The following is a 12,968-nucleotide window of genomic DNA, read 5'->3' as shown; positions in this document are numbered from 1 at the left end:
TCTTACACACGATTCAGCGCTCCATGTCCAGTAACTTCAGTTGTCCCTTCACTCCATAACCTTCGTGTATAATTTCCTCTTCTTTAATAAGAAAAGGCTTGTTCATTCCCCATTGAATTGGACCATATACCGGGTCTGTTAGAGTGAGAGTTAAAGCTTGATTATCGAATTGCGGGGTTGCAGAACGAACTTGGTTGATAAAAGCGTCAAATGACCCGAATTGCTGTTCGCTTCCTGCTCTTATAATCCAGGCGTTACGCAAGCCAGGTGAAATAAGCTCACGTTCTCTTGTCACCCCGCTGCTCTCCATACTCGTCCCATTGGCCGCATATATAGCTGCATAACCCTTATCCAAACGAGCAAAATGCCAGTTCTCATGCCTTACCCATTCCGTGAAGGAGTGAGTAGGAAAATAAGCATGTGTCCAGTCAGAGTTGTGATCCGCAGGAATATCAAACATCATCAAAGCGATCCCCTCATGCTGAACAACATCGGGCAATATCCCATTCCCAGCCCAGAAGCAAGGTCGACCATCCCCATGCTTGTATATTTCTGCCGGATGATTCACCCAGATCAGCGCCTCAGGTGACAGAGATAAATGCTGGACATGCTCCTGATAACCTGGCTTGCCTGGACGAAAGCGAATGATTGAGGATAAGGAGTATTCCCTGGTCCGACAATGATAAAGCTTGGCATAACCTCCCTTGCCCTGCTGATTAGCGAACACCAACTGCTGATTGTCCCCGAGCAACAGATGCTCCTGATATTCTGCTGGAGGACTGTAATCGGATAAACTCAAGGCAACATTGCTTATTGAATAATTGTTTACATTGCCAACGCCATAAGCGATCCAGCACATTGAAGTGGTTCCCGCTGCATAACCACCCAGCAGTTCCTTCTCATAGCTGCGCCCAAACGTTGTGGACAAGACTCCTTGATGCATCTGAACGGTAATATAATAGAATAACAGGTCCATTGCCTTTTTGGCTTGCTGTCTGAGCTGTTCATTATGGGCAAATTCATAGATATGCAATAACCCAACCGCATCAATTGGAATGTATGCACTTGAATTCCATTCTGCCAATCCTTCATCCAAAAAGCGCTCAAACCATAATGCAAGCCTCTGCTCTGCTTTTTGACGGTGTACTTCACCGGATTCACCACTGTTGCTGAACACTTCATCCCCAAACAGCTGTCCGGCTAACAGTTCATTCGTATGGAACAACAAGGCATGGTTCTCACTGAAGAACCACATTACATCATCGCCAGGTTCATCTATCCAATACCGATAGCCCAGAATGCTTGCTTTTACCCGATCCCAGAACGATTCACTGAACAGACCGCTATTTCGCTCATCTCTCCAAAGACGGAACAGTCCCACCAGATAGAAGTCACTGCAATCCTTCCGTTGCTCAATCCCTTCCACACCCTCAAGCAAAATGTTCTCCGCTTCTTGCAGATTACCTCCTGTTTTGAGCATGGCGATGGCCTTATGAATATTGGAACTGCCCTTCTCGGCAATGCATCGCAGAGCCAGGGATTTGCGGGCTTCAATATCCGCAGCTTGCTGAGCAGCCTCATCATAGCTCGTATCATAGGATTGGCAGCCAAACTTCTTGGTTAGTACAACATTTGAAACTGAAATAGCCAGCGTGAAATATACGTAATGATGACCGAGTTGATTCGTATGTGCCAGGACCAAATCCGTTTCCTTTTCGGCGATGTGTATCGTCTTGTTTTCGGTACCGTCAAAAAAATTGCCATACTGAATATCAACCTCTCTAACGATATCCGGCAAGGGAAGCGGCAGCTTGAGCTTAATCTGCTCACCTCTGAAGAGATCCGAAGGAAAATAAGCCTGTTCGAGGGCTTGCTCTGCGGATTTTACAGACTCAGCCAAATGAGGAGCAATAGGCAGGGAAATCACCAATTCCTCGTCTCCCAGATATTCCAACGCAAAAGCATACATGGTATCCCGCTCAGCCAGATCCTCCCAGCAGGCATAGATCTCATTAATTCCAGCTAAAAGTTCAGCTTTAATTACGATTTCCTGCTCCTTGTTACGCATGAGTGGCGCAAAATCCGTTACCATTTCCCCATTCACCCACAACGTCAGACTGCCATAGGTCTTAATCCGCAAAGAAGCGGTATGAGCAGTCGGAGAAATGAGTCTTGTAGCCGCGTAACTGCGCAGATGTGTCGGTACAAACCAAAATCCTGATTGCTCCACACGTGGATTATTCCAAGGAGAATACAGTGCCCAAGGCATTCCGTTCTCTTCTCCAACGAAATCGTCTCCCGGGCTAGGAAACTCGCTCCATTGATCAAAAAATCTGTTCACAGGCTGCGTTCTCCTATGTTCTACAAATTCCTTTCTGCATGGATTCTCATGAATGGCAAAACCATCGATAAGCCAATCATTAATATCTCCCTCCATCGTTGTTGGAACAAAGGCAACAGGCTTTGTATATATGCCGCTGATCATCCAATGATTAATGACCTGATTGTGACCTAATTTCATAGGTTTATAATTCAAGGTATCCATCCCACTCCGGGTGGTATCTGACATTCAACTCATCCTTTCATTCCTGAAGTAATCATACCGCTGACAAAATACCGCTGGAAAACCATAAAAACAATCAGTACCGGAAGCATCGTGATGACGGACATCGCAAGCAAACTTCCCCAATCCACGTTGTATTCACCAATAAAATTAGAGAGTGCAAGCTGAATCGTATATTTCGATGGATCACTAATCGCAATTAACGGCCATACAAAATCATCCCATCTCCACATGAAGGAGAAGATTGCAAGCACCGCAAGAATCGGCTTCGCTATCGGAAGAATAATGCTCCAGTAAATTTTCCATTCGCCCGCTCCATCCATCCGGGCAGCTTCCAACAGCTCGTCCGGTACGGACAACAAATACTGCCGCATAAGGAACACACCTGTTGGGGTTGCTGCTGGCGGGATAATAATCGCGAGTAGGCTATTATACAACCCCAGTGCACTCAGCACTTTGAATATAGGGATCATAATTACCTCAATCGGAATCATGAGTGTTGAGACAAAAGCAATTAATATGATCGCGCTTCCGCGGAAGCGATATTTCGCCAATGCAAAACCTGCCATGGAGTTAATCAATAACAGTAGCAGCGTTGAGCTTACAGTTACGATCGTACTATTCATAAAATACAAGCCAAAATCGCCTTTACTGAATGCCTCCTTGAAATGCTCGAAGGTGATTGGCTGCGGCCATAACTTGGGAGGGAAGCTGTACAGATCGCTATTCGTTTTTAGAGAAGAAATCACGACCCACAGGACAGGCAGGAGCCACACCACTGCGGCAACACTTAACAGACTGTAGATGAAGATTTTGACCATAGGCTTCATTACCATTACGTAGCCCCTCCTTTCGATAGACGGAATTGCAGAGCCGAGAATCCACCAATAAGGATAAACAGTATCACCGACATGGCACTGGCCAGACCGAGCTCCTGTCTGTTAAAGCCAATCTCATAAATATATTGAACAATATAGGTGGTATCTTTGCCCGGCCCACCACCTGTAAGCGCAAACATAAGTGGAAATGCTTTGAACGCGTCAATCAGAGTCAGCATAACAACAAGCAAGCTTGTAGGCTTCAAGAGCGGGAGCGTGATATAGCGGAACACCTTCATTCCCGTTGCCCCGTCCAAGTGGGCAGCCTCATAATAATCCGTAGGTATAGCCTGCAAACCCGCGATAAAAATGACCATGAAAAAGCCTGCACGTGACCATACCGTCGCGATGATTACAGCCGTATTTGCCCAAAAGGAAGAGGTTAAAAAGCCGACAGGTTCCACACCAACCACGGTTAACAGATGATTCAAAATGCCAAATGAATCTCCGAAAATCCACTTCCAGGTCAATCCTACGATAATGTAGGAAATCATGGTCGGCCAGTAAAATACAGCCCTGAAGAACCCGCGCATTCTAATCTCGCGCGCAAGCAACAAAGCAATTCCTAACGCTGCTGCATATATTAGCGGGACAACAATCGCTGCATAAATCCCCGTTCGTCCGATGGTCGACCAAAATTCCCGATCCCCTATAATTTTGATATAATTATCCAGCCCGTTGAACTTCATTGGGTTCAATCCATCATAGACATGAAAGGAATAATAGAGGCCCAATAAAGAGGGAAATACGATAAAAGTTCCAAAGATCAGGAGGTTGGGTAGTATAAACAGATAAGGAGCAATAACGAGCTTCCTATTCTGTTTTGCCAGCGTATTTTTGTTTAATCGTTGTCCTTCACTCATCTGCTTGCCCCTTCCTTATGCGTTATTCGAAAGGGAGGCTTCACAGGAATCGGTAAGCCCCCGTATACGAATTAACCAAAGCGCTTTACGTTTATTGACTGCCAATAGCCTCGTTAATCAGCTTGGCTGTTCGATCCAATGCCTCCTGCGGAGTTGCCTTATCGGATAAAACCTCAACAATATTATTTTTCAGGTCCGTTGAAATTTTGGATATAATGGTCTGTCTGGACCAGTCATTAGCTGCAAGAGGCGAACTGTTCTTCAGTTCATCCGCGAAAATTTCAAACATCTCCTTGCCGAATTCATAATTCAATACAGAGCTGTCCTTCCGCGGACTCATAAACAATGATTCTTGGTTATATTTTGAATTCACTTCTTTGGACGTTAAGTATTCAATAAATTCTGCCGCCTCCTGCTCATATCCGCTGCCTTTGAAAGCCATCAGAAACTTCCCGCCTGGTACTGAAGAACGTTGTGTTCCTTTTGGCATATAGGTGACTCCCCATTCAAAATCGGTGATATCCTTGTAATTGCTGATCATCCAGTTGCCAGCCCAGTGGGTAGCCACCGTCCCGGAACGGAACAGGTTGTTCGGATTTTCCCCTCCGAGCCATACGGATTCGGGCATGATCCCTTCTTGATGAAGCTGCTTGAACTGCTCCATGCTACGGATTCCGGCTTCACTGTTAATCGCTGCTACAGTGCCATCCTCTGTTAAGATGCTTCCGCCATTCTGATACAAAAGAGTGGACCATCTATGCGGTGTGACATCCCATACCATGCCATAACGTGCTCCGCCTTTGTCCATAACCTCTTTTAACGCAGCTGTGTATTCATCCCACGTCCATACCTGGTCAGGAGAGGTCGGTACTTTGACGCCCGCTTTATCAAATAAGGTTTTGTTATAAATAAGCCCATTTGCTGTAACATCCATAGGCGCCGCTACCAGCTTGTCATTAATAACATAATAAGGTTTAAGTGAGTCAATAAATTGATCCTCGAATTGGTCCGCATTGTCCACGTAAGGTGTCAGATCAACCGCCTGATTAGCAAATGATCCGGTATCCGTGACCCGGCTCAGGGCAGGTGGCTTTCCACCGGATAACATTGTTTTTAATTTGGTTTGGATATCCTTGAAGCCAACTTCAATCAGGTTGATTTTAACCTTGGTATTGGTCTGCTCATAATCTTTAATGATTTCCTTGATGACTTCTCCTTCTTTTCCGTCAGAGAACCACAGGAAATCCAGGGTTGTTTGTTTTGGATTAGCATTGGTACCTGAATTTCCGCAAGCAGTCAATACGATGAGTAACATGACCAATACCATGCTAGTGATGAGCTTAAACGTTGTTCTTCTTGTCATATCAACATCTCCTTGGAAGGTTCTAATGAATTTTGGCTTCGTTGAGCAATTCACTTTTACGGAATAACTGTGGTGATACACCCACATATTGTTTAAAGGCCCTGCTAAAATATACAGGTGTGTTAAAACCTAGCGTCTCAGATATGGACAAAATCGGTGCATCCGTAGACAGCAACAATTTTTTGGCCTCTGCAACTCTTTTCCGTATAACATAGTTGCTTATGGTATATCCCGTCGTCTCTTTGAAAGAATGACAAATGTAGTATTTATTCAAATGGAGCGTTTTGGACAGTTCATCCAATGAAACATTCTCCGTGTAGTTCTGGTTTAAATAATGAAGAACCCGGCTTACGCTTGTTTGCTTCTGGGAAGAACATAAGATAGGATTGGCGGATTGCTCACTGGTTGTTTTCCGGTAAATCCGCAGTAGCAATTGGGTAAGACTTAATTTGACCATTGTTTTGTACCCTGTATTTCCTGCCCCCATCTCCTCCTTGATTCCCTTAAATATAGCTGTGATATACTCACGCTCCTCCGGAGGCCAATGCACCAATAACCCATTGGGATGACGGAATATGGACATCAGATTCTCCAACTGACTGACAGCAAGCATGTCCAAAAGCAATAATTCCGTGAAATTGACAAAACTTCGCTTGTACACCATTTCTCTTGAAGGATTGATTCGGTGGGGCACACCGCCTCTGAATATAAACATATCTCCAGGCAGCGGCTTATATATTCGGTCACCGATTAAAAAGGTTGCATCTCCTTGAATAAAATAATGTATCTCATACCCATTATGCGTATGAACAGGCCATTCATCCTGAAAATTATCTGCTTCTGATCGCACATAAACTTCATTTTCCTGCAAAGCAATATTCGTCGGGGTGTGTATGGTTAGCATCAGTAAGATCTCCCTTCCCAGAATATAAAAAGCAATATAGTTTAATAATTTACAATGATAGCGCTTTACAATGAATTGTATCACAGTTATTTCGATCTAATCTGAACTATATTGCTGTATTGTTGATCACAATTGTTGAAAATGATTAGAAAGGAATTTATAGGGATTTGAAAGATGAAAACAAAAAAACCGCTGTCCAGCCCGTAGGCTATCACGCGGTCCATTAGCATTACCTTTCAAACCCATTCATCCCAATGGTTTTCAAGAAAAATGACTTCTTTCTCATAGTGGGCCAGATGCCCCTCTTCGACCATCTTCATAAAAGCGACATCTCCATCAGCCGCACGATCAGTCAGTGTTTTACACATGAAACGGATACGTGATATGACCCAATCCTTCAAATCTGCTGGAACACTCAGCCCGTACGTAGCCATGAATAAGGCAATCCGTTCTTTTCGAACAGTTCCGTGTGCCTGGCTGACGTATGGCATTACACCCTTTCCGTCCATCTCTGGTGAGAAATTTGCGAGTGGAACGGACGTATACAAGACATAGGCGATATCCCACATTCGCGGACCCGGACCCGCCATATCAAAATCAATAATGCCTTGAGGACGGCCATCCTTGTACACCACATTATACGGCGCAAAATCGTTATGACATACAACTTCATCTTCTGTTATGCCTGGATATCTGTTCGTTGATACTGATGTTGTTGTAAATCCAATGGTCGCATCATGGTAACTTCTCAACAGTTTTGCTACTTCAATCAAAGATTCGTCTGACCACATATACTCTTCTAGATCAGGGTAGTCATTGCCTGGAACGATGCCTTCGAGGTAAGAGAGCGTTTCTCTCCCCTGTTCATCTATTCCCAGAAATCGAGGGGCATGATCATAACCAACTTTTTCGAGATGTAAAAGCAGTTCAACCACATATGGATTTGGCTTCACATGCCGGCGAACCGTCTCACCTATTCTGACGACCTGATTCACATTACCTCCTGATAACACTTCCTCCTGTTGGGCCACTTTCATCCCTCCTCAAGCTAAACTTCCTTGTTATACCCATGATTACGATTTTTCTTATAACTCCCCGGGAATCCCGCCACCAATAGTATGAATCCAACAAAAAACATGAAGTATACGAGTAAACCTGTTGGATGCTCGTTCATCTGAGCAAACTGGGGTACGTTCGTCCCTCCTGACGCATATCCTGCTTCTACTATAGCGACAGAGACTCGTATTGAAATTCTGTCCATCGTTGAAATAAACACACTGCCAAGCATGAGGACTACACCCAAAATCTTGTTAATATTATTCATTTCATGCCTCCTTGATTAACCGTCCACTTTTTATGAGGTTATCTACTTAATGTCTTTCGATTCTCTAGTCTATATTCCTGCATGTTATATTAACGGTCCGTTCCTATATCATTATATCAAATAGCGGCGTCATCACTGACGCCGCTGTTGACGCTCTCTGAATAAGTTACGTAGCTACCACTTGGTGCAGATCCATACTATTTTCGAAAAAGGCTGACCGTTCAACATAATACAGATCATACATCTGTTCATTCAAATTAATCCGTTGATATACATCTGGATACACATCATTGGCTAACTTCACATAAGGCAGTTTTTGTACTGCTTTTCTGGATCTTATATTCTGCTTGCGAATCTTCATAAATACCGTTTCAATCCCATGTTCCAGAAACAATTCAACAAAAAAGGCTGATTTGGCTCTTTGGCTATACCCATTTCCAAAAAACGGTGAACCAATCCATGTGGCTAAAAAACCGGTTTGATGCTCAATATGATATAGATCAATGGTTCCAATAGGCTGCCCTGTTTCATTCAAAATCGTTCGGGAAATCACTGTCTTTTGCTCTTCTTCGACCATCAATTGTTTGGTCAGGAATAGATATTCTTCATACGATTGGCATTGATAACGAACGTAAGGAGAAACTGCGGGGTCCATCATTAAGCTGTACAGTGAAAGGCATTCCTGCAAATCACGTTTTTTTAACATTCTGTCTACCACCTAGTCCTTTTAGTCCGCTATATCAAGCAAATTAAGTATATAAAAGCTATTGTGGGATTTAATGAATTCTGTATGTGGCTTATGTAAAATGCATTGGTAAATGTTGTTCATCTTCATCTCCGGTAGCACAAAAAAACGGCATGTCCCTTTTACAGGAACACGCCGTTTACACGGATACAGCCAGACAGTAATTTATTGCATACCTTGCATGATGGCATTAATGATATTTTGCTGCGTCACGGTTTTGTTTGAACGGTTAAACAAGGCGAATCCATGTTGACCGTTATGCCCGTTATCCCAATAAACAGGAACCATTTTGTATTTTTTAGCTTTTGCGGTAACTGCTTTGGCGTATGCAGCACGATATACATTGTTGCTGGAATCGTAGGACGTTTTATCAATAGAACCGAACTCACCAATCACTACAGGATAGCCCTGAGTTACAAATTTGTCGTACATGGACTTAAACTGCGATTCAAGATAATCCTCTTGGCCCCAAGTAGACTTCTTGGCAGGGTTCGTAGAAGTTGCACCCCACTGTGTGATATTACCGTTTTCCTCACCTGCAAAATCCCACGGAGAGTAATAGTGTGCTGAGATCATGATTCTCTTCTGCGAACTAGGAATAGCTGAGGATCTGTAATTATCTGTTGGAAGAGCAAAGCCATAATTACCAACAGTGTAGTCAATATTGGTATTCCATCCTGGAATCAGCAACCATCTGGCATTGTTGTTACCTCCAGTCTGACGAACCGTATCCACGAAGATTTGATTGTATGCGTTCAGATTGGCGTAATACGCCGAGTTTGGATTGCCATAGTTACCATCGAATACTTCGTTCATGGATTCAAAAATAAGGCGGTCATTGTAGTTGCTAAACTTGGTGGCAATCTGCTGCCACACTTTCTTATATTTTTCCTTAATGGCAGTCTGATCACCACCATTCACGAGTAGCCATCCACCCTGTACGGAATTAAACCCATCACCATGAATATTGATGATCACATACAGACCTTCATTGTACGCATAATCCACGACTTGCTGAATTCGATTCAGCCATGCCGTATTGATTGTATAATTGGGAGCGCTTCCAATGTTACTCAAATAGGAAACGGGAATACGAATGGATTTGAAGCCTGCCGCTTTTACCTTTTTGATTAACTCTGGAGTTACCGTAGGATTGCCCCAAGCTGTCTCATTCGGTGTACCGTTCACCGCTGCTTCCAGCTGATTGCCGAGATTCCATCCTGCACCCATCTCAGACACTATTTGCGAAGCGTCCGCTGCTGATGCTTTAGCGCTCCATCCCGTAAAGGCTACCGCAGCCACCAATACCAGTGCCAAGCTGCTGATGCCAAATTTCTTCCATTTTTTGAACATAACCATACCTCCGCTTATTCTATTATTTTTAACAAGCAGTGCAGTTAATCTATGCATACAGATTGAATGATTCGAGAATACGTGCCTCCTCTCTCTATCGATCAAACAAATGAATTCTTCGTCCAACACCAACATAATAACACATTTATGGAAAATAAAGCGATATATTTATTGTTTTTTGTGACTATTTACTACAAAATAATCCATCTATCCGTTTAAGTGGATTGCTTGGATTTGTTCTCTATCAAAATCAATAATCATAATGTGATCGCGCAAAATATGATCTCCGCAAGATATTGTTGCGCCGTAATCGGCTATACTGTTAAATGTGATATCCACACGATAGACTTCAATCTCATTAAACCAATTCTGATGTACTTTTTCCTGAAGTTCATTCTCATAATAATCTCGAAAGACAGTCTCACAAGTTGAAAACCACTTAATGTAATCTTCTATTTTATGAACAATTGAATCTAACGGTGTATTAGTGGACACATATATTCGAAAGTCATTTAAATCCTCATCCTGTATGCAATGTTTAAATATTTGCACAGTATTTTGCAGAGTGTAACACCGGTAACTCTCATCACTCTCTTCTTCAAGCTCAATGAATTCATTTAACAATATGATCTTGCTCCTCTCAATGCATATTAAAATAGCTCATTTAACCACTTTACGAATTTTTCTTTCTCTTCAAACTGTGGGTAATGCGCCGACTCGTTGAATACAATGAAGTCTTTGATCGGTGCATCCAATACGTCAAAATAATCACGTGCTGCATTTGCAGTGGTCATATAATCATATTTACCCGTTACAAAATAGGTAGGAATCTCCAGATGATCAACAATATCAGGTAAATTTTGATCAAATGCTTCCCTCAGTAAGATGTCTTGTGAACTGAACATCCCTGAATAAAAGCGAATCATATCCAGCCCATTATATTCGGGATTTAAAAGGAATCCTGAAATATAATCTCTATTCTCGTTGATTAGTCTGGCTGCACCACCGTACTTTTGCAAGAAAATTCTAGGCGTAAGTTCCTTTCCTTGCTCGATGGAGCTACGGATTAGCTCCAGTTTTTTAACATCATCTTCATTACCGGCTTGTTTCGCTTGCTCGTACGTGTACTCCAAACTTTCCAGTTCGCTCTGAAGTGTATTAGCCATCTGTCCAATCCCTATATAAGCGTGAAACTGAGCAGGTGCTTTAGCCGCCGCTTTCATCCCGATGTATGTACCAAATGAATGACCGATTAATATAACCTTCTCTTGACCTAACTCCTTAGATACATAATCCCTTAACGCTAACAAATCATCTACTAATACATCTGTTGTGAGATTCGAGTAATCTTCAAAAAAGTGATAGGACTTTCCACTCCCACGTTGATCGTAATGCACCACCGTGAAGTGTTGCTCAAGCTCTTTCTGATACTTCCTTACGTATGGAATCTCCGAGCATCCCGGCCCGCCATGCACAAAAATCAGGATAGGGTTAGTCCGATCAACACCCCTGATCATGACTTCATGTCCTGTACCGTTAATTTCGACCTGCTCTAACATGCTGATGCTGTTTTCACCTTTAATTTTGGGTGTCCATGTGGGAAATATCAGAGCTACTATAACTATTAAAATAATACTAAGTATGCTGTATTTGAGTGTTTTACGTATTTTTTTGCGCATGTAATGCTCCTTAAATAATAAGTTTCATTTGTAATTCTACCAACGGTTCCTTTATCGTAACGGATATAACAATTCAACGGGTTCTTTCACCAGCTCTTCTTGGAATATGTAATTGTGATCGGCTCCTACGATACGTATGAATGGTTCCAAGTATCCCAACCGTTGTCATGTGCCCAGCTCCTTTATAATATGTATATCTTTCGGCTCTTTGTCATAGAGTTCTTGATCAATCTCACTTGCAATCTGACTGCCCTGACTTCTATAAAAGGATACCGCTGATTTCGTCTCTGTGGAGGAGATATACAGATACTGTGCACCACGTTTCTTAGCCTCTTCACCTAACTCATTTAGAATACGTTTTCCAATACCTTGTCTTCTGTACCCGCGTGAGACATACATCAAGTCAACTTGTAATTGATTTCGTTCTTTTCCTCTATATTGATGTGCCAGCACACCAAATCCGATTAATTGATCGTCAGCAAACGCGCCATATGCCATGCCACCTTGTTCTAATTCATACACATATCGATTTTGAATCTCCTTCAAAAGCATCTCATCCCAGTTTGAGCATTCATGATTTTGTTCAAGTTCAACCAATCGGTTCTCTCTCATTTCATAAATGAGATCAATATGTTCCGAGCGATCTATTTCCTGCAGCTGATTCATATCATCAAGGGTCAACGTTCTATACGTTATCATGATTGTTGCATCTCTCCTTCCCCATGTTATTTCTAAGATCCTATGGCTTTATTGATCGAAGTCTGTATTTATCAAAGACCCTTTTATCGTACAAAATAGTGTATTCCTTGTTCTCTTCAATTAGTTTTGACATATCCATTGGAACGGCTATTGTTCTTTCAAGATTATTAAAATTAATTACAGTCATTTCATTTTCATTAATCTTTTGAACAGTAACTGCTTCAAAAATTGAAGTTCGAAAGGAATTCCATAACAAAATTAAAATCAATAAAAGTAATAGTGACATGATGAGTCCCTTATTCTTATTCACTAGTTCTTTTCATCTCCTTTAGTTTCAAAACAGAGTTCCTCCAACTAAAACTAGCTTATTTTAATTTCAGGTAACTCATAGCGATCACAACTGCAAATTTGATTAACTCCGGATCAAGTTCATCTAGATCAAACCAGTGGCTCATGTTATCTCTCCCATAAACAACTATTCTTTCAATATATAATTGTTAAACCATTGAAGTGGTAACAAGCTATCATCGGATATAATCGTTGTGAATACCGCAACCAATCCTCGCTTTTGGTTAACAAAGATATATTGCCCTCTGA

12 protein-coding genes are annotated in these 12,968 nt (G+C 42.2%); all 12 read right to left on the bottom strand.

All coding sequences use genetic code 11. From position 1 onward, the window contains the following. Positions 1-13: 13 nt before the first annotated feature. Positions 14-2,569, bottom strand: a complete 2,556-nt coding sequence (locus MHH92_RS12095) for a hypothetical protein (RefSeq protein ID WP_340903890.1) — start codon at positions 2,567-2,569, stop codon at positions 14-16. 5 nt (positions 2,570-2,574) lie between these two features. Beyond that, the gene (locus MHH92_RS12090; RefSeq protein ID WP_036609056.1) at positions 2,575-3,399 is read right to left on the bottom strand and encodes a carbohydrate ABC transporter permease; all 825 of its coding nucleotides are present in this window, start codon (positions 3,397-3,399) and stop codon (positions 2,575-2,577) included. Beyond that, on the bottom strand, positions 3,399-4,304 hold the full coding sequence (locus tag MHH92_RS12085) for a carbohydrate ABC transporter permease (RefSeq protein ID WP_340903887.1): 906 nt from the start codon (positions 4,302-4,304) through the stop codon (positions 3,399-3,401). Before MHH92_RS12085 ends, MHH92_RS12090 begins: the two co-directional genes overlap by 1 nt. 91 nt (positions 4,305-4,395) lie before the next feature. Beyond that, the gene (locus MHH92_RS12080; RefSeq protein WP_340903886.1) at positions 4,396-5,667 is read right to left on the bottom strand and encodes an ABC transporter substrate-binding protein; all 1,272 of its coding nucleotides are present in this window, start codon (positions 5,665-5,667) and stop codon (positions 4,396-4,398) included. A gap of 22 nt (positions 5,668-5,689) precedes the next feature. Next, on the bottom strand, positions 5,690-6,571 hold the full coding sequence (locus tag MHH92_RS12075; RefSeq protein WP_036609061.1) for an AraC family transcriptional regulator: 882 nt from the start codon (positions 6,569-6,571) through the stop codon (positions 5,690-5,692). Positions 6,572-6,807: 236 nt separating this feature from the next. After that, positions 6,808-7,608: a phosphotransferase gene (locus MHH92_RS12070; protein ID WP_076249711.1), complete on the bottom strand. Its 801-nt coding sequence runs from the start codon at positions 7,606-7,608 to the stop codon at positions 6,808-6,810. Positions 7,609-7,619: 11 nt separating this feature from the next. Continuing rightward, entirely contained in the window at positions 7,620-7,895 is a 276-nt protein-coding gene (locus MHH92_RS12065) for a hypothetical protein (protein WP_076249712.1), read from the bottom strand. A 166-nt stretch (positions 7,896-8,061) separates the two neighbouring features. Beyond that, the gene (locus MHH92_RS12060; protein WP_340032731.1) at positions 8,062-8,601 is read right to left on the bottom strand and encodes a GNAT family N-acetyltransferase; all 540 of its coding nucleotides are present in this window, start codon (positions 8,599-8,601) and stop codon (positions 8,062-8,064) included. A 204-nt stretch (positions 8,602-8,805) separates the two neighbouring features. After that, on the bottom strand, positions 8,806-9,993 hold the full coding sequence (locus MHH92_RS12055; RefSeq protein ID WP_340903885.1) for a glycoside hydrolase family 5 protein: 1,188 nt from the start codon (positions 9,991-9,993) through the stop codon (positions 8,806-8,808). A 207-nt stretch (positions 9,994-10,200) separates the two neighbouring features. Continuing rightward, on the bottom strand, positions 10,201-10,617 hold the full coding sequence (locus MHH92_RS12050; RefSeq protein WP_253507730.1) for a hypothetical protein: 417 nt from the start codon (positions 10,615-10,617) through the stop codon (positions 10,201-10,203). 26 nt (positions 10,618-10,643) lie between these two features. Beyond that, entirely contained in the window at positions 10,644-11,672 is a 1,029-nt protein-coding gene (locus MHH92_RS12045) for an alpha/beta fold hydrolase (RefSeq protein ID WP_340903883.1), read from the bottom strand. 165 nt (positions 11,673-11,837) lie between these two features. Further along, on the bottom strand, positions 11,838-12,371 hold the full coding sequence (locus tag MHH92_RS12040) for a GNAT family N-acetyltransferase (RefSeq protein WP_340903882.1): 534 nt from the start codon (positions 12,369-12,371) through the stop codon (positions 11,838-11,840). Between the last annotated feature and the right edge of the window lie 597 nt (positions 12,372-12,968).

The organism is Paenibacillus sp. FSL M7-1414 (genome assembly GCF_038003195.1).
Lineage (GTDB): Bacteria > Bacillota > Bacilli > Paenibacillales > Paenibacillaceae > Paenibacillus > Paenibacillus amylolyticus.
The sequence above is the reverse complement of the archived record's forward strand: the minus strand, read 5'-3'. Positions and strand labels throughout refer to the sequence as shown.